The 20,268-nt window shown below is 64.4% G+C and carries 18 protein-coding genes; 13 read left to right on the top strand and 5 right to left on the bottom strand.

What is annotated here, in order from left to right:
- Positions 1 to 2 precede the first annotated feature (2 nt).
- The 3 genes from V0R62_RS07520 to aspA form a co-directional block, all read right to left on the bottom strand.
- Positions 3 to 1,043, bottom strand: coding sequence for a histone deacetylase family protein (locus V0R62_RS07520; RefSeq protein WP_050707563.1), 1,041 nt, complete (start codon positions 1,041 to 1,043; stop codon positions 3 to 5).
- A gap of 128 nt (positions 1,044 to 1,171) precedes the next feature.
- Complete coding sequence (locus V0R62_RS07515) at positions 1,172 to 2,164, bottom strand: AraC family transcriptional regulator (RefSeq protein ID WP_330103304.1); 993 nt, start codon at positions 2,162 to 2,164, stop codon at positions 1,172 to 1,174.
- A 296-nt stretch (positions 2,165 to 2,460) separates the two neighbouring features.
- On the bottom strand, positions 2,461 to 3,885 hold the full coding sequence (aspA, locus tag V0R62_RS07510) for an aspartate ammonia-lyase (RefSeq protein ID WP_050707561.1): 1,425 nt from the start codon (positions 3,883 to 3,885) through the stop codon (positions 2,461 to 2,463).
- A gap of 181 nt (positions 3,886 to 4,066) precedes the next feature.
- On the opposite strand from aspA, the gene V0R62_RS07505 reads away from it, so the two are divergent.
- The 5 genes from V0R62_RS07505 to V0R62_RS07485 all read left to right on the top strand — a co-directional run bounded on the left by V0R62_RS07505 (position 4,067) and on the right by V0R62_RS07485 (position 7,678).
- A complete protein-coding gene (locus V0R62_RS07505) occupies positions 4,067 to 4,996 on the top strand; it encodes a LysR substrate-binding domain-containing protein (RefSeq protein ID WP_050707560.1) in 930 nt (309 codons plus the stop codon).
- 171 nt (positions 4,997 to 5,167) lie between these two features.
- Positions 5,168 to 5,659 carry a 5-(carboxyamino)imidazole ribonucleotide mutase gene (gene purE / locus V0R62_RS07500; RefSeq protein ID WP_050707559.1) on the top strand — a complete coding sequence of 164 codons (492 nt, stop codon included), beginning with the start codon at positions 5,168 to 5,170 and terminating at the stop codon, positions 5,657 to 5,659.
- A gap of 10 nt (positions 5,660 to 5,669) precedes the next feature.
- Positions 5,670 to 6,752 carry a 5-(carboxyamino)imidazole ribonucleotide synthase gene (locus V0R62_RS07495; RefSeq protein ID WP_186712279.1) on the top strand — a complete coding sequence of 361 codons (1,083 nt, stop codon included), beginning with the start codon at positions 5,670 to 5,672 and terminating at the stop codon, positions 6,750 to 6,752.
- Positions 6,753 to 6,848: 96 nt separating this feature from the next.
- On the top strand, positions 6,849 to 7,094 hold the full coding sequence (locus V0R62_RS07490; RefSeq protein ID WP_050707557.1) for a GlsB/YeaQ/YmgE family stress response membrane protein: 246 nt from the start codon (positions 6,849 to 6,851) through the stop codon (positions 7,092 to 7,094).
- A 50-nt stretch (positions 7,095 to 7,144) separates the two neighbouring features.
- The gene (locus tag V0R62_RS07485; protein WP_186732178.1) at positions 7,145 to 7,678 is read left to right on the top strand and encodes a DUF3299 domain-containing protein; all 534 of its coding nucleotides are present in this window, start codon (positions 7,145 to 7,147) and stop codon (positions 7,676 to 7,678) included.
- 100 nt (positions 7,679 to 7,778) lie between these two features.
- Here the strand turns inward: V0R62_RS07485 and V0R62_RS07480 are convergent, their stop codons facing one another.
- Positions 7,779 to 8,678, bottom strand: a complete 900-nt coding sequence (locus V0R62_RS07480) for a D-hexose-6-phosphate mutarotase (protein WP_330103303.1) — start codon at positions 8,676 to 8,678, stop codon at positions 7,779 to 7,781.
- A 73-nt stretch (positions 8,679 to 8,751) separates the two neighbouring features.
- Complete coding sequence (locus tag V0R62_RS07475) at positions 8,752 to 9,150, bottom strand: acyl-CoA thioesterase (protein WP_003253317.1); 399 nt, start codon at positions 9,148 to 9,150, stop codon at positions 8,752 to 8,754.
- Between the two features lie 362 nt (positions 9,151 to 9,512).
- On the opposite strand from V0R62_RS07475, the gene V0R62_RS07470 reads away from it, so the two are divergent.
- The 8 genes from V0R62_RS07470 (at position 9,513) to V0R62_RS07435 (ending at position 20,204) form a co-directional block, all read left to right on the top strand.
- Complete coding sequence (locus V0R62_RS07470; protein ID WP_267813517.1) at positions 9,513 to 10,802, top strand: MFS transporter; 1,290 nt, start codon at positions 9,513 to 9,515, stop codon at positions 10,800 to 10,802.
- Positions 10,803 to 11,106: 304 nt separating this feature from the next.
- Positions 11,107 to 12,105, top strand: a complete 999-nt coding sequence (locus V0R62_RS07465) for a phosphate ABC transporter substrate-binding protein PstS (protein WP_062575623.1) — start codon at positions 11,107 to 11,109, stop codon at positions 12,103 to 12,105.
- Positions 12,106 to 12,247: 142 nt separating this feature from the next.
- Complete coding sequence (locus tag V0R62_RS07460) at positions 12,248 to 14,536, top strand: ABC transporter permease subunit (RefSeq protein WP_330103302.1); 2,289 nt, start codon at positions 12,248 to 12,250, stop codon at positions 14,534 to 14,536.
- A 17-nt stretch (positions 14,537 to 14,553) separates the two neighbouring features.
- On the top strand, positions 14,554 to 16,224 hold the full coding sequence (pstA, locus tag V0R62_RS07455) for a phosphate ABC transporter permease PstA (RefSeq protein ID WP_050707551.1): 1,671 nt from the start codon (positions 14,554 to 14,556) through the stop codon (positions 16,222 to 16,224).
- 72 nt (positions 16,225 to 16,296) lie between these two features.
- Positions 16,297 to 17,130: a phosphate ABC transporter ATP-binding protein PstB gene (gene pstB, locus V0R62_RS07450; RefSeq protein ID WP_110736314.1), complete on the top strand. Its 834-nt coding sequence runs from the start codon at positions 16,297 to 16,299 to the stop codon at positions 17,128 to 17,130.
- Positions 17,131 to 17,291: 161 nt separating this feature from the next.
- Positions 17,292 to 18,062 (top strand): phosphate signaling complex protein PhoU, encoded by a 771-nt coding sequence (gene phoU / locus V0R62_RS07445; protein ID WP_023630537.1) that lies wholly within the window; start codon positions 17,292 to 17,294, stop codon positions 18,060 to 18,062.
- Between the two features lie 163 nt (positions 18,063 to 18,225).
- Positions 18,226 to 19,137 (top strand): response regulator, encoded by a 912-nt coding sequence (locus tag V0R62_RS07440; RefSeq protein WP_330103301.1) that lies wholly within the window; start codon positions 18,226 to 18,228, stop codon positions 19,135 to 19,137.
- 167 nt (positions 19,138 to 19,304) lie between these two features.
- Positions 19,305 to 20,204, top strand: a complete 900-nt coding sequence (locus V0R62_RS07435; protein WP_330103300.1) for a M23 family metallopeptidase — start codon at positions 19,305 to 19,307, stop codon at positions 20,202 to 20,204.
- The last annotated feature ends 64 nt before the right edge of the window (positions 20,205 to 20,268 follow it).

Below are 20,268 nucleotides of genomic sequence, written 5' to 3'. Positions count from 1 at the left end.
GTTCAGGCTCCTGGCTGGGCGCGCTGGAAGCCTTCCAGCACATTGACCGCGTTGATGCCGATTTCCTCCACGGCGTAGCCGCCCTCCATCACGAACAAGGTCGGCTTGCCCAGCTGGGCGATGCGCTTGCCCATCTCCAGGTAGTCCGGGCTGTCGAGCTTGAACTGGGAGATCGGGTCGTCCTTGAAGGTGTCCACGCCGAGGGAGATCACCAGCACCTCGGCGTCGTAGGCGGCGATGCGCTGGCAGGCGTCTTCCAGGGCCGCGCTCCAGGCCGCCCAGTCACTGCCGGCGGGTAGTGGGTAGTTGATGTTGCAGCCTTCGCCCGCGCCTTCACCGACCTCGTCGGCATAGCCCAGGAAGAACGGGAACTCGTCCTGCGGGTCGCCGTGGATCGAGGCGAAGAACACATCGTTGCGGGTGTAGAAGATGTCCTGGGTGCCGTTGCCGTGGTGGTAGTCGACATCGAGGATGGCCACCTTGCGCCGGCCCTGGTCGAGGAAGGCCTGGGCGGCGATGGCGGCGTTGTTCAGGTAGCAGTAGCCACCCATCACCTCGGCGGCGGCGTGGTGCCCCGGCGGGCGGCACAGGGCGAAGGCCGCGTGGGCGCCTTGCTGGATCGCGGCCTGGGCGGTCAGGGCCACTTGCGCTGCGCTGTAGGCGGCCTGCCAGGTGCCGGCGGTGATCGGCGCGCCGGCATCGAAGCTGTAGTAGCCGAGTTCGCCGTGCAGGCCGGTGGGCTTGACCTGGCGAAGGGTGCGCGCCGGCCAGGTGAAGGGTAGCAGGTCGCCGTCGTGGCCGAGTGCGGCCCAGCGAGCCCAGGCGCCTTCGAAGAAGTTCAGGTAGTCGGTGCTGTGGATGCGTTGCAGCGGGGCGCGGCCGAAATCGGTGGGGCCTTGCACGGGGCCGAGGTTGCGCTGCTTCACCTGATCGAGGACGTGATCGGCGCGGGAGGGCATTTCGAAGCAGGGCATCAGCTGGCCATCGATCAGCTCGCAGCGGCCATGGTGCAGGCGGTGGTCATCGGAATAGATCGTCAGCATTTGTTGTTCTCCGGATCATTACTGGCGTGGGCCGATTGTGCTGGCTGGCCTGATGAAGGGAGAACGGCATGAATGGCCAAAAGGGGATAGATATGGCCATCACCTGTGCCGACTCTATCGCGGGGCGGTCAGCCGCGGAAATGACTGGGCGCCACGCCGCTCCAGCGCTGGAAGGCGTGCCTGAAACTCGCGGTCTCGCTGAACCCCAGCGATTCGGCAATGCGATAGATCGGCATCTGGTCTTCGGCCAGCAGTTGCTTGGCCCGCTCGAAGCGCAACTCGTCGAGCAGCTGTTGATAACTGCTGCCCAACGCCTGCAGGTGCCGGCGCAAGGTGCGCGACGAGCAGTTCATCTGCCGTGCCAGGCCTTCCAACCCAGGGGCGGCATCCAGTTGCTGGATCAGCAACTGGCGAATGCGCCCGAGCCAGGCCTGGCGTCCGGTGAACTCCAGGTTCAGCCGTCGGCAGCGTTCGCCCATGGCCTTGTGGGTGATCGGGTCGGCCAGCGGCAGCGGCATGTCCAGCCAGCGGCGCTCGAATGCGAAGGCGTTATCGCCGGCCTCGAAGCCGAGCGGGCACTGGAATGCACCGTCGTAGAGCGCGTGGTAGCCGGGGCGAGAGTGTTCGAAGCGCGCCGCCAGCAGCGGCAGCGGGCGGCCGAGCAGGTCATCGCAGATCACTTTCAGCGACACCAGGCAGAACTCGGCGTTGAAGGCGGCAAGGCCGGGGGCGTCGTAATGATCGCTGGCGCAGAGCCAGACCCGCTGGCCGTCGTCCACCAGGCGCAGCTGGAAGACTGTTCCCAGCAGTGCCGGGTAACTCAGCGCCAGGCGCAGGGCGTCACCCAAAGTGGCACTGGAGAGCAGGGCGTAACCGAGCATCCCGTAGCACGACACATGCATCCGTCGGCCCAGTTCCAGGCCGATGTCCTCACGCCGGGACACGGCGTTGGCGCACACCTGCAGTTCCTGCTGGGTGGTGATACGCGCATCAGCGTGGCCCAGGTCCGCCGGGCCTATGCCGCTGCCGGCGAGCAACTGCCGCGGGTCGACGCCGGCCTCCTGGAACACCTGGAGGATCAGCGAAACCGCGTTGAGGGTGGTGAGGTGGCTGTGCAGCATGCTCGGCGTCCCATTGGGCTGAGAAGCTTTAGCGAGCAAGTTATATGCCGCTCGAGACGCACAACCCCCTGTAGGAGCGGCCTTGTGCCGCGAAAGGGCTGCATGGCAGCCCCGGGATTTCAGCATTGACGCAAAGATCGGCGGGGCCGCTTTGCGGCCCTTTCGCGACACAAGGCCGCTCCTACAGGGATCGCGTGCAGGCATAAAAAAAGGGCCCGGAGCGTGCGCTCGGGCCCTTGAAAGGTTGAGAGGTGTCTAGTCCCTCGACCTGGTGAGACTGTTTGCAGCGGTCTGGGTTACGCCTTCAGCGGAACCAGACGGGGAGCGATCATGTTTTCCGGACGCAGGATGTCGTTGAGCATCTCTTCGTCCAGCAGCTTCTCCTCGCGCACCAGTTCCAGCACGCCGCGGCCGGTTTCCAGGGCGACGCGGGCGATACGGGTGGCGTTTTCGTAGCCGATGTACGGGTTCAGGGCGGTGACCAGGCCGATCGAGTGCTCGACCAGTTCACGGCAGCGCTGTTCGTTGGCGGTGATGCCGACGATGCAGTGCTCGCGCAGCATGTCCATGGCGCGTTGCAGCAGGCGGATCGAGTCGAAGATCTTGTAGGCGATCAGCGGTTCCATCACGTTCAGCTGCAGTTGGCCACCTTCGGCGGCGACGGTCAGGGCCAGGTCGTTGCCCATGATGGCGAAGGCCACCTGGTTGACGGCTTCCGGGATTACCGGGTTGACCTTGCCTGGCATGATCGAGCTGCCTGGCTGGCGCGCCGGCAGGTTGATCTCGTTGATGCCGGTGCGCGGGCCGCTGGACAGCAGACGCAGGTCGTTGCAGATCTTCGACAGCTTGACCGCGGTACGCTTGAGCATGCCGGAGAACAGCACGAAGGCGCCCATGTCGGAGGTGGCTTCGATCAGGTCGGCAGCTGGTACCAGCGGCTGGCCGCTGATGGTCGCCAGGCGCTGCACGGCCAGGGCCTGGTAGCCAGGGTCGGCGTTGATGCCGGTACCGATGGCGGTACCGCCCAGGTTGATTTCGGTCAGCAGCTCCGGAGCCAGCGAGCGCAGGCGCTGCAGGTCTTCGGTCATGGTGGTGGCGAAGGCGCGGAACTCCTGGCCCAGGGTCATCGGCACGGCGTCCTGCAGCTGGGTACGGCCCATCTTCAGTACGTGGTCGAACTCTTTACCTTTGGCGGCGAAGGCCTGGATCAGGCTGTCGAGGCTGGCCAGCAGGGCGTCGTGGCCCAGCAGCAGACCCAGACGGATCGCGGTCGGGTAGGCGTCGTTGGTCGACTGCGCCATGTTCACGTCGTTGTTCGGGTGCAGGTACTGGTACTCACCTTTCTGGTGGCCCATGTGCTCCAGCGCGACGTTGGCGATAACTTCGTTGGCGTTCATGTTGGTGGAGGTGCCAGCACCGCCCTGAATCATGTCCACGACGAACTGATCGTGGAAGTCACCCTTGATCAGTCGGGCGCAGGCTGCAGTGATGGCAGCGTGCTTGGCATCGCTCAGGTGCCCCAGCTCACGGTTGGCGTCAGCAGCGGCCTGCTTGACCATCGCCAGGCCGACTACCAGTTTCGGGTAGTGCGACAGCGGAACGCCGGAGAGGTGGAAGTTGTTGGCAGCGCGCAGAGTCTGGATGCCGTAGTAGGCATCGGCAGGGACTTCAAGGGTACCAAGCAGATCTTTTTCGACGCGGAACGATGCAGCGGAGGACATGATGGATATCATCTCGATTTTGACCCGGCACCTGCCGGAATGGCGCCAATGCTAGGGCTGCCCGGATTTTGCGGCCAATGCTGTTGCACGCTAACCTATGCACAAACGGCATACGGTTTGATGTGACGCCGATTGACAATCGAGCGTGTTCCATTTTGGTGCACGCGTTGCGGAGTAGTCGATGAACCTCGAAAGCAAATGGCTGGAGGACTTCAGTGCCTTGGCCTCCACCCGCAGTTTTTCCCAGGCGGCCGAGCGCCGTTTCGTCACCCAGCCGGCCTTCAGTCGACGCATACGCAGCCTGGAGGCGGCGCTCGGGCTGACCTTGGTGAATCGTTCCCGCACGCCCATCGAACTGACCGAGGCCGGACAGCTGTTTCTCGTCACTGCACGTACCGTTGTCGACCAGTTGAGCGAAGTTCTCCGCCATTTGCATCACCTCGAGGGTGGGCAGGGCGAGGTGATCCAGGTGTCGGCCGCACACTCCCTGGCATCGGGCTTTTTCCCGCGCTGGGTGGCGCAGTTGCGCAACGATGGTTTGAACATCGCCACGCGCCTGGTGGCCACCAACGTCGGTGATGCCGTTCATGCATTGCGCGAGGGTGGCTGCGACCTGATGCTGGCCTTCTATGACCCGGACGCCGCCCTGCAGATGGACGCCGAGATCTTCCCCTCGCTGCACATGGGCACCACCGAAATGCTTCCGGTGTGCGCCGTGGGTCCGGACGGCAAGCCGCTGTTCGACCTGGAGGGCGAGGGCAGCGTGCCGCTGCTGGCCTACAGCGCTGGCGCCTTCCTCGGCCGTTCGGTCAACCTGCTGCTGCGCCAGCGCAACCTGCGCTATACCACTGTCTATGAAACCGCGATGGCCGACAGTCTCAAGAGCATGGCGCTCGAAGGCATGGGTATCGCCTGGGTGCCGAGGCTGTCGATGCGTGGCGAGCTGGAACGTGGCGAACTGGTGATCTGTGGCGGCAGCCAGTGGCATGTGCCGCTGGAAATCCGCCTGTATCGCTGTGCCCTGGTGCGCAAGGCCAACGTGCGGTTGCTGTGGCGCAAGCTGGAGGGCGGTTCAGTTGACCCGAAAGTCAGCCAAACCCCCGAAAAATAAGGGCGACAGTTGGTCGCCGGGGGTGCCGTGATCGCCTCGCGTTACGCTATACTGCGCGGCCCCTCGACCGGATAGATCCGGTCATGATCAGCAAACAAGCCACGCCGGTCGTCCCGCGTGGCTTGTTGTTTTTTGACGCGCCTGCGGGCGCACAAGCGAAGAGGCTCGACGATGAGTGCACTGGTTGGCGTGATCATGGGCTCCAAGTCCGATTGGTCCACCCTTAGCCACACCGCCGATATGCTGGAAAAACTCGGCATTCCCTACGAGGTGAAGGTGGTTTCCGCCCACCGTACCCCGGACCTGCTGTTCCAGTACGCCGAGGAGGCCGAAGGCCGCGGCATCGAGGTGATCATCGCCGGTGCCGGTGGCGCCGCCCACCTGCCGGGCATGTGCGCCGCCAAGACCCACCTGCCGGTGCTGGGTGTGCCGGTGCAGTCGTCGATGCTGTCGGGTGTCGATTCGCTGCTGTCGATCGTGCAGATGCCGGCCGGCGTGCCGGTAGCCACCCTGGCCATCGGCAAGGCCGGCGCGATCAATGCCGCGCTGCTGTCGGCGAGCATCCTGGGCGCCAAGTACCCGCAGTTCCACGCGGCGCTCAAGCAGTTCCGCACCGAGCAGACCGACACCGTTCTGGACAATCCAGACCCGCGCCAGGCTTGAGGTTGACGCTATGAAGATCGGTGTAATCGGTGGCGGCCAGCTGGGCCGCATGCTGGCCCTGGCGGGCACCCCGCTGGGCATGAACTTCGCCTTCCTCGACCCGGCTCCGGACGCCTGCGCCGCCCCGCTGGGCGAGCACCTGCGTGCCGACTACGGCGACCAGGACCACCTGCGCCAGCTGGCCGACGAAGTCGACCTGGTGACCTTCGAGTTCGAGAGTGTGCCGGCGGAAACCGTCGCCTTCCTTTCGCAGTTCGTGCCGGTCTACCCGAGTGCCGAGGCCTTGCGCATCGCCCGTGATCGTCTGTTCGAGAAGAGCATGTTCCGCGACCTGGGGATTCCGACCCCGGCTTTCGCCGACATCCTCTCGCAAGCGGACCTGGATGCCGCCGTCGCCAGCATCGGCCTGCCGGCCGTGCTCAAGACCCGCACCCTGGGGTATGACGGCAAGGGCCAGAAGGTCCTGCGCAAGCCTGAGGACGTGGTCGATACCTTCGCCGAGCTGGGTAGCGTGCCTTGCCTGCTGGAGGGCTTCGTGCCATTCACCGGCGAAGTGTCACTGGTGGCCGTGCGTGCCCGCGATGGCGAAACCCGCTTCTACCCCCTGGTGCACAACACCCACGACAGCGGCATCCTGAAACTGTCGGTGGCCAGCGACGCGCACCCGCTGCAGGCCCTGGCCGAAGACTACGTCGGTCGCGTGCTGCAGAAGCTGGACTATGTCGGCGTCATGGCCTTCGAGTTCTTCGAAGTCGACGGCGGCCTGAAGGCCAACGAGATTGCCCCGCGCGTGCACAACTCCGGGCACTGGACCATCGAAGGCAGCGAGTGCAGCCAGTTCGAGAACCACCTGCGTGCCGTCGCCGGCCTGCCGCTGGGTTCGACCGCCAAGGTCGGCGAGAGCGCCATGCTCAACTTCATCGGCGAAGTACCGCCGGTGGACAAGGTCGTGGCCATTGATGATTGTCACCTGCACCACTACGGCAAGGCGTTCAAGGTCGGACGTAAGGTCGGCCATGCCACCCTGCGCTGCGCCGACATGGCCACGCTCAAGGCCAAGATTGCCGAAGTAGAGGCGTTGATCGCCGGCTGATCGAACTTCTGCCCGGCAATGCCGCTCTGAGATGGCAACATGCCAAAGCGCTGACTAGGCTTTGGCATGTTTCATGTTCATCACAGAGGGATTGCCATGGGCATCATTGGAACCATCTTCATTGGCCTGATCGTCGGCCTGCTGGCGCGTTTCCTGAAACCGGGTGACGACAGCATGGGCTGGATCATGACCATCCTCCTCGGCATCGCCGGCTCCCTGGCCGCCACCTATGGCGGGCAAGCCCTGGGCATCTACCAGGCCGGACAGGCCGCAGGCTTCTTCGGGGCCCTGGTCGGCGCGATCATCCTTCTGGTGATCTACGGCTTCATCAAGAAGAACTGAACACAGGCTAGAATGCCCGGCAATTCAATTCCGAGTTGCCGAGCATTCCCATGCGTGCGTTATTCCTCGTTCCCCTGCTGCTGGCCAGCGCCCTGGCCCATGCCGAACTGCCCGAGACCGACTGGCTTGAGCTGATGCCCAAGTCGGACCAGAAAGCCCTCGAGCAGATGCCCGAGATCGACCACAACTCCCCGGAAGCTCAAGGGACCTTCACTGCCAAGGGTGGCCTGAAGCAGAGCAAGGGCTTGCCTGCGGTGATGTACTCGACCAAGACCGTGGCAGCGATGAACGGCAAGCAGATCCGCCTGGGCGGGTATCCGGTGCCGTTGGAGAGCGATGCGAAAGGCAACAGCACGTTGTTCTTCCTGGTGCCGTACCCGGGCGCCTGCATCCATGTTCCGCCGCCGCCGCCGAACCAGCTGGTGCTGGTGCGTTATCCGAAAGGTTTGAAGATCGACGACATCTACACGCCGTTGTGGGTGACCGGCACGCTGAAGGTGGAGACAGTCAGCAATGACCTGGCGGATGCGGCGTATGCGCTGGAGGCGGGGCAGGTGAGGGTGGTGGAGGATGCCGACCTCTGAATCTGGCAGATCGCATCGCGGGGCAAGCTCGCTCCCACGCCGGACTCTGATCACAGCGTGGGAGCGGCGATGCGGCGACCCGACTTGCCCCGCGATGGCATTAACAGAGCACTTCGCTACCGATCGCCACGCTCATCGCATGACTCGCCCCCGGCTTGAGCACCACCACGTCATCCATCACATTCGCCGTCTCGATGCACAGCATGCGCTGCCAGCCATCGTCGGCCATGTCCGGCAGGTCGCGAGCGCGCTCGGTCCAGGGGTTCCAGATCACCGCGGTGCGTGAGCCGCCGGCCTGCAAGGTGATGCGTCGGTTCCAGTGCGGGTCGACGATGGCCAGGCGTTCGGGGGCGTTCAGGTAGATGCGGTCGGTCTCGCCCGTGAAGCCCAGGTTGCCCTGCTGCTGGCGCTGCTCCCAGTTGGCCAGGGTTTCGATATAGGCCAACCCGTCCACGCCTTCCACCTGGACCTGGCGCACGTCGCTTACCGCAAAGTAACTGTGCAGGGCCTGGCTCAGGGTGACGTTGGTATTGCCGAGGTTGTAGCTGGTGAGGGTCAGCTTCAGCTGGTCGCCCAGTTCCACCAGCAACTTGAGCTGGACCTCGTGGGCCCACCCCGGCAGGTCGCCCTGGGCTTCGGGCAGTTCGAATTCGATCCGCAGGTTGTTGCCTTGCTCCTCGGCCCCCAGCAACTGCCAGTCGCGTCCGCGCACCAAGCCGTGGGCCGGTGGTTGCTCGCCCTTGAACATGGCTTTGACCGAATCCGGGTTGCGTTCGAAGATGCCGAACCATGGCCAGCACACCGGTGCGCCGGCGCGCACCGACTTGCCCTTGCGCAAGATGGCCTGGTCGCTCAGCCACAGCAGCGGCGGTTCGCCGATCCGCTGGTAGCTAAGGACTTGCGCGCCCTGCTGGGCGATCAATAGTTCGGCATGGTCGCTGGTGATGCGCCAGCAATTGAGTTCGCCGTGAAGCTCGGTCTCGACCGTGAAGTTAGCCATTGCGCTCGTCTCATTGATTGTCTGTCAGGCCGTTGGACCCGGTGACGTGCAATGAGTTTACCGCTCGCTCGGCTCAGCGACGAGGCACCGAGCGGGTGCGACCGCTGCCGTCGATGGCAACGAACACGAACACGGCTTCGGTGACCTTGCGCCATTCGCTGGACAGCGGGTCGTCGCTCCACACTTCGACCATCATCTGGATCGAGCTGCGACCGATCTCCAGGGTCTGGGTATAGAAGGACAACTGCGCGCCCACCGCCACCGGCACCAGGAAGGCCATGCGGTCGATGGCCACCGTGGCCACCCGGCCACCGGCGACGCGGCTGGCCATGGCGGTGCCGGCCAGGTCCATCTGGGCGACCAGCCAGCCGCCGAAGATATCGCCGAAACCATTGGTCTCGCGCGGCAGCGCGGTGATCTGCAAGGCCAGGTCGCCCTGCGGGATAGGATCTTCTTGTTCGAGCTCAATCATGCCGTGGGGCCTCTGACCCGTGAAGCTTCGTTGGTGGCGCAATGAAGGACGCCGTAAAAACGATTCAGCAACACGCATACTACGCTGATTTCGCTTCGCGAGGCGGCCAAAGGGAAACTCTGCGAAACAGTCTGACAACAATGACCGACGTTTTCGCACAACTTCCCACAATGGAAGCAACCTTTTCCTACGAGCGGGCAGTATATATACCTGCACAGCCAGCGACGACCGCACATTCATGAATATCTGTATGGATTTTGTACCGCTATGAGCGCGGCTCGGCAATTTGCTATCTTCGCTGCCTAGCCAATCCAGAAGCCGCATGCCAAGCGGTCCGCAGACCTACAAGAGAAAGAACAGCGATGACCTCCGTGCAGAGCAGTATCGAGCAGCCGTCCCGGCCGTTGTCCCGCAGTGACTACAAGACCCTCTCGCTGTCCGCCCTCGGCGGAGCCCTGGAGTTCTACGACTTCATCATCTTCGTATTCTTCGCCACGGTGGTCGGCAAGCTGTTCTTCCCCGCCGACATGCCCGAGTGGCTGCGCCTGATGCAGACCTTCGGCATCTTTGCCGCCGGCTACTTGGCGCGGCCCCTGGGCGGCATCGTCATGGCCCACTTCGGCGACCTGCTCGGGCGCAAGAAGATGTTCACCCTGAGCATCTTCCTGATGGCGGTGCCGACCCTGGTGATGGGCCTGCTGCCCACCTATGCGCAGATCGGCCTGTGGGCGCCGATCCTGCTGCTGTTGATGCGGGTGATCCAGGGCGCGGCCATTGGCGGCGAGGTGCCGGGGGCCTGGGTGTTCGTCTCCGAGCACGTGCCGGCGCGCAACACCGGCTATGCCTGCGGCACCCTGACCGCGGGCCTGACCTCGGGCATCCTGCTTGGCTCGCTGGTGGCGACCCTGATCAACACGCTCTACACCCCCGAGGAAGTGGCTGACTACGCCTGGCGTATCCCGTTCCTGCTCGGTGGGGTGTTCGGCTTCTTCGCGGTCTACCTGCGCCGCTGGCTGCATGAGACCCCGGTGTTCGCCGAGATGCAGGCGCGCAAGGCCCTGGCCGAAGAACTGCCGCTGCGCGCGGTGCTGCGCGACCATCGCGGTGCGATCATCCTGTCGATGCTGCTCACCTGGCTGCTGTCGGCCGGCATCGTGGTGATCATCCTGATGACCCCGGCCTTGCTGCAGAGCCTCTATCACGTCAGCCCCACCGACTCGCTCAAGGCCAACAGCCTGGCCATCGTGCTGCTCAGCCTGGGCTGCATCGGGGCTGGCAGCCTGGCCGACCGCTTCGGCGCCGGGCGGGTGTTCATCGTCGGCAGCCTGGCGTTGCTGGCGTCGTCCTGGGCCTTCTACCACAGCCTGCCGACCCGTCCGGACCTGCTGTTCCCGCTGTACGCCCTGACCGGCCTGTGCGTGGGTATCGTCGGTGCCGTGCCGTACGTGATGGTCAAGGCGTTCCCACCGGTGGTGCGCTTCAGTGGCCTGTCGTTCTCCTACAACCTGGCCTACGCGATCTTTGGCGGGCTGACGCCTATGGTGGTCACCGCGTTGCTCAAGTTCAGCCCGATGGCGCCAGCCTATTACGTGGCGTGCCTGTGTGCCGTTGGTCTGCTGGTCGGTACCTATCTGCTCGTCAACAAGCGCTGAGCCGAGCGAATCACGCCGACCTGTAGGAGCGGCCTCGTGCCGCGAAAGGGACGCGCAGCGGCCCCAGGATCTCGGCCTCCTGCAAGACTTCCGGGGCTGCTTTGCAGCCCTTTCGCGGCGCAAGGCCGCTCCTACAGGGGCGTGCTCCGCCCCCCTCCAGAAACATCTCGAAAGGCCATCCCGGATACCCGGTGATGGCCTTTCATCCAATTGTCACATTCGAGTCATAGAGTGTTCATGCGGCCTGCAGATACTTGGGCCCGTTCCATCTCACAACCCACGATATTCCTGCTAGGAGCAAGGCATGAAACTGAAGCGTTTGATGGCGGCCCTGACCTTTGCCGCCGCTGGCGTCGCTGCCGCCAATGCGGTCGCCGCTGTCGATCCTGCAATCCCGACCTACACCAAGACCACCGGTGTATCGGGCAACCTCTCCAGCGTCGGTTCCGACACCCTCGCGAACCTGATGACCCTGTGGGCCGAGGCCTACAAGAAGGAATATCCGAACGTAAACATCCAGATCCAGGCCGCCGGCTCCTCCACCGCGCCACCCGCGCTGACCGAAGGCACCGCCAACCTGGGCCCGATGAGCCGCAAGATGAAGGACGTCGAGCTGCAGGCCTTCGAGCAGAAGTACGGCTACAAGCCGACCGCCATCCCGGTCGCCGTCGACGCCCTGGCCGTGTTCGTGCACAAGGACAACCCGATCAAGGGCCTGACCATGGCCCAGGTCGACGCCATCTTCTCCTCCACCCGTCTTTGCGGTGGCAAGAGCGAGATCAAGACCTGGGGTGACGTCGGCGTGACCGGCGACCTGGCCAACAAGCCGATCCAGCTGTTCGGCCGCAACTCGGTATCGGGCACCTACGGCTACTTCAAGGAAGAAGCCCTGTGCAAAGGCGACTTCAAGCCTAACGTCAACGAACAACCTGGCTCGGCCTCGGTCGTGCAGTCGATCAGCTCCTCGCTGAACGGTATTGGCTACTCGGGCATCGGCTACAAGACCGCCAGCGTCAAGACCGTGCCTCTGGCCAAGAAAGACGGCGGCACCTTCGTCGAAGACAACGAAGCCAACGCCCTGAACGGCACCTATCCGCTGTCGCGCTTCCTGTACGTCTACGTCAACAAGGCGCCGAACAAGCCTCTGGCCCCGCTGGAAGCCGAGTTCGTCAAGCTGGTGCTGTCGCAAGCCGGCCAACAGGTTGTCGTGAAGGACGGCTACATCCCGCTGCCAGCCAAGGTGGTCGACAAGACCCTGGCCGACCTGGGCCTGTCCCACGCGGGTAACGTTGCAAAGAAGTAAGTAACTGAGGACGAGGCCGGTGACCACAATGCCGGCCTCCTCCACGAATTCCTTAGTCCGAAGCCAGGGCTCCTGAGCGGCGGGCTTTTTTGCGTCACTGCACTGTCATGTTTTTGTCATACGGGACCGCTAGGGTGTGCGCATGAATGATCTGGCCAACTCCACAATGACCCAAAATTCTCCTCCCGTGCGCATTGATTTCAATACGCCCGAGTTGCAACGCAAGCGCCGCATGCGCGCCCTCAAGGACCGTCTGACCCGCTGGTACGTCCTGGTGGGCGGCCTTGCCGTGCTGGCAGCGATCACGCTGATCTTCTTCTACCTGGCCTACGTGGTGCTGCCGCTGTTCCAGGGTGCCGAGTTGACCAGCAAGAAGGCCCTGGAGCCGACCTGGCTGCAGCAGGACGCCGGCAAACCCCTGATGATCGCCCTCGAGGAGCAGAACCTCGTGGGCATGCGTGTGTCCGACAAGGGCCAGGCACTGTTCTTCGACACCAAGAACGGCAACGAACTGAAGCGCGTCGACCTGCCGCTGCCCGCCGGCGCCCAGGTCAGCTCGATCAGCACCGACCAGCCCGGCAGCCCGCTGGTGGTGCTGGGCCTGTCCAATGGCCAGGCGCTGGTATTCCACCACACCTACAAGATCACCTATCCGGACAACAAGAAGACCATCGAGCCGGGTATCGACTACCCCTATGGTCAGGACCTGTTCACCCTGGATGACCAGGGCCGCGCGCTGGAACACGTGAGCGTCAACGTCAATGGCGACACCCTGTTGCTGGCCGGTTCCACCGGCGCGCACCTGCAGGTGGTCGAACTGTCGCGTACCGAGAACATGATGACCGACGAGGTCACCATCGAGCAGAACCGCATCGAGCTGCCGCAGATGACCGAGGCGGTGAAGAACATCTTCATCGACCCGCGCCAGCAGTGGTTGTACGTGGTCAACGGTCGCGCCACCGCCGACGTGTTCAGCCTGCGCGACAAGAGCCTCAATGGTCGCTACAAGCTGCTGGAAGACGGCAACGCCGAAATCACCGCGACCGCCCAACTGGTCGGCGGCATCTCGCTGATCTTCGGTGACTCCAAGGGCGGCCTGAGCCAGTGGTTCATGGCCCGCGATCCGGATGGCGAGTCGCGCTTCAAGCTGATCCGCAGCTTCCAGCTGGGCAAGGCCCCGGTGGTGCAGATCGACGCCGAAGAGCGCCGCAAGGGCTTCATCGCCCTGGACAGCGAAGGCAAGCTCGGTGTGTTCCACAGCACCGCGCACCGCACCCTGCTGGTCGAGCCGGTCGCCGAAGGCGCGGGCGTGCTGGCCCTTTCGCCGCGCGCCAACCGCATCATCATCGAGGAAGGCGGCAAGCTGCTGCCGCTGAGCCTGCGCAACCCGCACCCGGAGATCTCCTTCAGCGCGCTGTGGGGCAAGGTCTGGTACGAGAACTACGACGAGCCTAAGTACGTCTGGCAGTCGACCGCCTCGAACACCGACTTCGAGCCCAAGCTGAGCCTGTCGCCGCTGACCTTCGGTACGCTCAAGGCCGCGTTCTACGCGATGATCCTGGCTGCTCCGCTGGCCATCGCCGCCGCCATCTACACCGCCTACTTCATGGCCCCGGGCATGCGCCGCAAGGTCAAGCCGGTGATCGAGCTGATGGAAGCGATGCCGACGGTGATCCTCGGCTTCTTCGCCGGCCTGTTCCTCGCGCCGTACCTGGAAGGCCACCTGCCGGGCGTGTTCAGCCTGTTCGTGATCATGCCGATCGGCATCCTGCTCGCCGGCTTCAGCTGGAGCCGCCTGCCGGAGTCGATCCGCCTGCGCATCCCGGATGGCTGGGAGGCGGCGATCCTGATCCCGGTGATCCTGGTGATCGGTTGGTTCGCCCTGTACATGAGCCCGCTCCTCGAGAGCTGGTTCTTCAAGGGCGACATGCGCCTGTGGATCAGCAACGACCTCGGCATCACCTACGACCAGCGCAACGCCCTGGTGGTTGGTATCGCCATGGGCTTCGCGGTCATCCCGAACATCTATTCCATCGCCGAAGACGCCGTGTTCAGCGTGCCGCGCAGCCTGACCCTGGGTTCGCTGGCGCTGGGCGCCACGCCGTGGCAGACCCTGACCCGCGTGGTCATCCTCACCGCCAGCCCGGGTATCTTCTCGGCGCTGATGATCGGCATGGGCCGCGCGGTGGGCGAGACCATGATCGTGCTGATGGCCACCGGCAACACCCCGGTGATGGAGATGAACCTGTTCGAGGGCATGCGCACCCTGGCCGCCAACGTGGCCGTGGAAATGCCCGAATCGGAAGTCGGCGGCAGCCACTATCGTGTGCTGTTCCTCGCCGCCCTCGTGCTGCTGATGTTCACCTTCGTGATGAACACCCTGGCCGAGCTGATTCGCCAGCGCCTGCGCAAGAAATACTCGTCGCTTTGATAGAAAGGTAGAGATCCGTGAAAAAGGATTCCCTCAAAGGCTGGTTCAAGAGCGGCGCCCCCGGCGTCTGGATCAGTGGTGGCGCGGTCGCCATGGCGGTCATCATGACCGTCGGCCTGCTGGCCGTGATCGCCGTGCGCGGCCTGGGCCACTTCTGGCCGGCCGACCTGGTCCAGGCCACCTACAAGGTGCCGGGCCAGGCCGACCACGTGGTCATCGGTGAAGTGGTGCAGAAGGAAGAAGTACCGCGCGAACGCCTCAAGGGTGCCGGCCTGCCGGTGCCCGAGCAGGGCCCGGAGTTCATGACCCGCGAGCTGATCAAGGTCGGTAACCGTGACCTCAACGGCACTGACTTCACCTGGGTCGTGGGCGAGTGGCTGGTCGACCAGCAAAAGCCTGTCGATCTGATCGCCCTGGAGCGCCGCGAGTGGGGCAACTTCTATGGCTACCTGGTCAGCGTCAAGGAAGAAGGCCGCGTGGTCGCCCAGGGCCCCGAGGCCTGGACTGAGCTGCAGACGCGCCTCAAGCGCGCCAGCGAACTCAACGACCAGCTGGTGAAGCTGGAGAAGAAGGACATCGGCGCCATCAACCATGGCCTCGAGCGCCTGCGCCTGCACGGCCGCAAGCTGGAACTGGATGGCAAGCTGGATGCCGCCGCCCAGGCCGACATGGACGCCGAGCGCGCCGAGCTGAACAATCGCTACAAGGCCATCGAGGAGCGTCTGACCGGCCTGCACCAGGCCTTCGCCCGCGACAGCCTGGTGGCCCGCGACGGCAACGGCCGCGAGGTGGAGATCAACCTGAGCAAGGTGGTCCACGCCATCCAGCCGAACGCCATGTCCGGCCTGACCAAGATGGGCGCCTACTTCGCCAAGGTGTGGGAGTTCCTCAGCGACGACCCGCGTGAGGCCAATACCGAGGGTGGTATCTTCCCGGCCATCTTCGGCACCGTGATGATGACCCTGATCATGGCCGTGATCGTCACCCCGTTCGGCGTGCTGGCGGCGGTGTACCTGCGCGAGTACGCCAAGCAGGGCCCGGTGACCCGGTTGATCCGCATCGCGGTGAACAACCTGGCCGGCGTTCCGGCGATCGTCTACGGCGTGTTCGGTCTGGGCTTCTTCGTCTATGTGCTGGGCGGCTCGATCGACCGGCTGTTCTTCCCCGAGTCGCTGCCGGCGCCGACCCTCGGCACCCCAGGCCTGCTGTGGGCCTCGCTGACCCTGGCGCTGCTGGCGGTGCCGGTGGTGATCGTGGCCACCGAGGAAGGCCTGGCGCGAATTCCGCGCACCGTGCGCGAGGGCTCGCTGGCCCTGGGCGCGACCAAGGCCGAGACCCTGTGGAAGATCGTCCTGCCGATGGCCAGCCCGGCCATGATGACTGGCATGATCCTCGCCGTGGCCCGCGCCGCCGGCGAAGTGGCCCCTCTGATGCTGGTGGGTGTGGTGAAGCTGGCGCCGTCGTTGCCGGTGGATGGCAACTACCCGTACCTGCACCTGGACCAGAAGATCATGCACCTGGGCTTCCACATCTACGACGTCGGCTTCCAGAGCCCCAACGTCGAGGCCGCGCGGCCGCTGGTGTACGCCACCGCGCTGCTGCTGGTGCTGGTGATTGCCACCCTCAACCTCTCGGCGGTGTGGATCCGTAACCACCTGCGCGAGAAGTACAAGGCCCTCGACCACTGATCCTGATTGCAAGCGTGCCGCCCGAACATCGGGCGGCCCTTTGAAACGAATTGATAGCGTATGGAGTTGACCATGCAGCATGAATCCCACGCCCACGGCATCGACATGTCGGCCCTGGGCCGCGACAAGCAGAGCCTGCGCCTGGCCGAAGAGACCGTGGCCATCGAAGTACCTGGGCTGTCCCTGTTCTACGGCGACAAGCAAGCGCTGTTCGACGTCAGCCTGAACATCCCCAAGCAGCGCGTGACGGCCTTCATCGGCCCGTCCGGCTGCGGCAAGTCCACGCTGCTGCGGACCTTCAACCGCATGAACGACCTGGTCGATGGCTGCCGCGTGGAAGGCGCCATCAACCTGTACGGCAACAACATCTACCGCAAGGGCGAGGATGTGGCCGAGCTGCGCCGCCGCGTGGGCATGGTGTTCCAGAAGCCCAACCCGTTCCCCAAGACCATCTACGAGAACGTGGTCTACGGCCTGCGCATCCAGGGCATCAACAAGAAGCGCGTGCTCGACGAAGCCGTCGAGTGGGCGCTGAAGGGCGCGGCGCTGTGGGACGAGGTCAAGGACCGCCTGCACGACTCGGCCCTGGGCCTGTCCGGTGGCCAGCAGCAGCGTCTGGTGATCGCCCGCACCATCGCCGTGGAGCCGGAAGTGCTGCTGCTCGACGAACCGTGCTCGGCGCTGGACCCGATCTCGACCCTGAAGGTCGAAGAGCTGATCTACGAACTGAAATCCAAGTACACCATCGTCATCGTCACCCACAACATGCAGCAGGCGGCCCGCGTATCGGACTACACCGCGTTCATGTACATGGGCAAACTGGTCGAATTCGGTGACACCGACACCCTGTTCACCAACCCGGCGAAGAAGCAGACCGAAGACTACATTACTGGCCGTTACGGCTAGGTAGGCTCAGTGGGAGCGGGCTTGCCCCGCGATTGCGTCGGTGCTGCCGCCGGAAATCGCGGGTCAAGTCGCAGCGGCGCACCGCCGCTCCCACACCAGATTTTCATTGCCAGGACGACACGAACGACTTGAAGCCTGCAGCTGCTTCGCGGAGCGAAACGATGATCAACAAAGAAAGCCTTACCCACCACATCTCCCAGCAGTTCAACGCCGAGCTTGAGGAGGTGCGCAGCCACCTGCTGGCCATGGGCGGGCTGGTCGAGAAACAGGTGAACGATGCCGTCACCGCGCTGATCGAGGCCGATTCGGGCCTGGCCCAGCAGGTGCGCGAGGTCGATGAACAGATCAACCAGATGGAGCGCAACATTGACGAGGAGTGCGTGCGCATCCTCGCCCGTCGCCAGCCGGCGGCCTCCGACCTGCGCCTGATCATCAGCATCTCCAAGTCGGTGATCGACCTGGAGCGCATCGGCGACGAGTCCACCAAGATCGCCCGCCGCGCCATCCAGCTGTGCGAGGAAGGCGAGTCGCCGCGCGGCTACGTCGAGGTGCGCCACATCGGCGACCAGGTGCGCAACATGGTCCGCGACGCGCTGGACGCCTTCGCCCGTTTCGACGCCGACCTGGCGCTGTCGGTGGCGCAGTACGACAAGACCATCGACCGCGAATACAAGACTGCGCTGCGCGAGCTGGTCACCTACATGATGGAAGACCCGCGCTCGATCTCCCGCGTGCTCAGCGTGATCTGGGCCCTGCGTTCGCTGGAGCGCATCGGCGATCACGCGCGCAACATTTCGGAGCTGGTGATCTACCTGGTGCGCGGCACCGACGTGCGCCACATGGGCCTCAAGCGCATGAAGGCCGAGGTGCAGGGCGAAGCGTTCGATGAGGGCGAAATCGCTAATGTTCCGGCTGAACCGGACGATAAATAGGATTGCTCCCGAGCATGAACGCCCGGCAACCGCCGGGCGTTTTCGTTTGCGGTCGAGCACCAGCAGGCACCCGCGAACCGTGTGAGAAGTCCCGGCGTGACCAGTGGTTTGGCAAATGGCCATCAGTCGGCGGTATGCTAGCCGGGATTCAAGAGGAATATCGATGAGTAAAGTGAATGTACTGGTCGTGGACGATGCCCCGTTCATCCGCGACCTGGTAAGGAAGTGCCTGCGCAATGCCTTCCCCGGCATGGTGATCGAGGACGCGGTCAACGGCCGCAAGGCCATGGCCATGCTGAGCAAGGAACGTTTCGACCTGGTCCTGTGCGACTGGGAGATGCCGGAGATGTCCGGCCTCGAGCTGCTGACCTGGTGCCGCCAGCAGGAAGAGATGAAGACCATGCAGTTCATCATGGTGACCAGCCGTGGTGACAAGGAAAACGTGATCCAGGCCATCCAGGCCGGTGTTTCCGATTTCGTCGGCAAGCCGTTCACCAACGAGCAGCTGCTGACCAAGGTGAAAAAGTCGCTGACCAAGATCGGCAAGCTCGACGCCCTGATGTCCAGTGCGCCGGCGCGAGTCAACTCGGCGTTCGCCAACGACTCGCTCAGCGCCCTGACCGGTGGTCGTCCGGAAGCGGCCAAGGTGACCGCGCCCGCCGCCGCGCCTGTGGCAGCCGCGGCCAAGCCGCTGCTCAACGCACCCACGCCGAAGACTGCCGCCGCCGCGGCCCAGACTGGCCGTGGCCAGGGCCAACTGCGCCTGTCCAGCGGCACCCAGCCGTGCATGATCAAGGCCCTGAGCCTCAAGGAAGCCCTGCTGGTGGTGCGCCGCGGCACCAACCTGCCGCAGGTGCTCGAAGGCGCGGTGCTGGACCTGGAGCAAGGCGAGAATGCCGAAACGGCGCGGCTGAATGGCTACTTGCACGCCATTGCGGCGCTGGAGCCCAAGCCTGAGAGCGACTGGCTGCAATTGACCTTCAAGTTCGTCGACCAGGACGCGCAGAAGCTCGACTACCTGTCGCGGCTGATCGCCCGCGGCACGGCGCAGAAGCACTTCACCCCAGGCGCCTGACGCCACCCTGGGCCCTGTAGGAGCGGGCTTGTCCCGCGATCACCCGCGAAGCGGGTGCCATACGCTGCGCAAGCCGCTCCTGCAGTCACCACCCGACCAACTGTCATATCCCTCTCAAATCCGGCTGCTAGGCTTCGACAGAACACAACTGTCAAAAAGCCACCATCATGCCGCCCGCCCGCCTGCTGCTGTTCTGTGCCTTGCTCACGGCCTCGGCGTCGAGCCTGGGCATGACCGTCTACAAGACCACCGACACCTTCGGCGTGGTCTCCTACTCCGACCGCCCGAGCCCGGGGGCCAAGGTCTTCGTGTTCCGTGAGCCCATGGTCGAGCGCCTGGATGGCCAGGTCCGCCTGAAGACCGAGCCCTTTGCCGGTGGCGTGCGCTTTGTCGCCCGCAACGAACTGTTCGTGCCGATGGAGGTGGAACTGCGTGTGGAGCGTCTGGCCAATGCCCAGGGAGGCAACGCTCCGCGTATCGTCCGGCGCCTGGTGCCGCCGCGCTCGACCCTGGTGCTCAGCGTGGTCCAGGCCCGCCAGGGGAGCAGCCTCAGGTACGACACCAAGTTTCGCTATGCCATGGGCGACCCAGGCCAGCGCCCGCAGGGCTATCGCTATCCCTTCCCCTGGAAGGGCGGGCCGTTTCGCCTGAGCCAGGGCCCCAATGGCCGCTTCAGCCACTTCGGGCCCAAGGGCCGCTATGCCATGGACATCGCCATGCCTGAAGGTACACCGATCATCGCGGCGCGGGGTGGGGTGGTGGTGAAGATCGAGAACAACCAGAGCGGGCGGGGTAACAACCCGGCGGGCAACTTCGTCAGGATCCTGCACCCGGACGGCACCATGGGCGTGTACCTGCACCTGATGCGTGGCTCGGTGGTGGTGGGCGAGGGGCAGCGGGTGGCCCAGGGGCAGGCGCTGGCCAAGTCAGGCAACACCGGCAACAGCAGCGGGCCGCACCTGCATTTCGTGGTGCAGCGCAATGTGGGGTTGGCGCTGGAGTCGATACCGTACCAGTTCGACCGGCCGATTGGTGGGTTGCCGGATTTTACTGCCGGCAACCCTTGAGGCTTTCGCGGCACAAGGCCGCTCCTACAGGGGAATGCGATCTACTGTAGGAGCGGCCTTGTGC

It is taken from the genome of Pseudomonas carassii (assembly GCF_036324045.1).
Classification (GTDB): Bacteria; Pseudomonadota; Gammaproteobacteria; order Pseudomonadales; family Pseudomonadaceae; genus Aquipseudomonas; species Aquipseudomonas peradeniyensis.
This window is presented reverse-complemented; position numbering and strand designations above follow the sequence as displayed.

Coding starts and splice junctions, on each gene's coding strand:
- V0R62_RS07520 (WP_050707563.1), bottom strand. CDS start 1,043: ATGCTGACGATCTATTCCGATGACCACCGCCTGCACCATGGCCGCTGC.
- V0R62_RS07515 (WP_330103304.1), bottom strand. CDS start 2,164: ATGCTGCACAGCCACCTCACCACCCTCAACGCGGTTTCGCTGATCCTC.
- aspA (WP_050707561.1), bottom strand. CDS start 3,885: ATGTCCTCCGCTGCATCGTTCCGCGTCGAAAAAGATCTGCTTGGTACC.
- V0R62_RS07505 (WP_050707560.1), top strand. CDS start 4,067: ATGAACCTCGAAAGCAAATGGCTGGAGGACTTCAGTGCCTTGGCCTCC.
- purE (WP_050707559.1), top strand. CDS start 5,168: ATGAGTGCACTGGTTGGCGTGATCATGGGCTCCAAGTCCGATTGGTCC.
- V0R62_RS07495 (WP_186712279.1), top strand. CDS start 5,670: ATGAAGATCGGTGTAATCGGTGGCGGCCAGCTGGGCCGCATGCTGGCC.
- V0R62_RS07490 (WP_050707557.1), top strand. CDS start 6,849: ATGGGCATCATTGGAACCATCTTCATTGGCCTGATCGTCGGCCTGCTG.
- V0R62_RS07485 (WP_186732178.1), top strand. CDS start 7,145: ATGCGTGCGTTATTCCTCGTTCCCCTGCTGCTGGCCAGCGCCCTGGCC.
- V0R62_RS07480 (WP_330103303.1), bottom strand. CDS start 8,678: ATGGCTAACTTCACGGTCGAGACCGAGCTTCACGGCGAACTCAATTGC.
- V0R62_RS07475 (WP_003253317.1), bottom strand. CDS start 9,150: ATGATTGAGCTCGAACAAGAAGATCCTATCCCGCAGGGCGACCTGGCC.
- V0R62_RS07470 (WP_267813517.1), top strand. CDS start 9,513: ATGACCTCCGTGCAGAGCAGTATCGAGCAGCCGTCCCGGCCGTTGTCC.
- V0R62_RS07465 (WP_062575623.1), top strand. CDS start 11,107: ATGAAACTGAAGCGTTTGATGGCGGCCCTGACCTTTGCCGCCGCTGGC.
- V0R62_RS07460 (WP_330103302.1), top strand. CDS start 12,248: ATGAATGATCTGGCCAACTCCACAATGACCCAAAATTCTCCTCCCGTG.
- pstB (WP_110736314.1), top strand. CDS start 16,297: ATGCAGCATGAATCCCACGCCCACGGCATCGACATGTCGGCCCTGGGC.
- phoU (WP_023630537.1), top strand. CDS start 17,292: ATGATCAACAAAGAAAGCCTTACCCACCACATCTCCCAGCAGTTCAAC.
- V0R62_RS07440 (WP_330103301.1), top strand. CDS start 18,226: ATGAGTAAAGTGAATGTACTGGTCGTGGACGATGCCCCGTTCATCCGC.
- V0R62_RS07435 (WP_330103300.1), top strand. CDS start 19,305: ATGCCGCCCGCCCGCCTGCTGCTGTTCTGTGCCTTGCTCACGGCCTCG.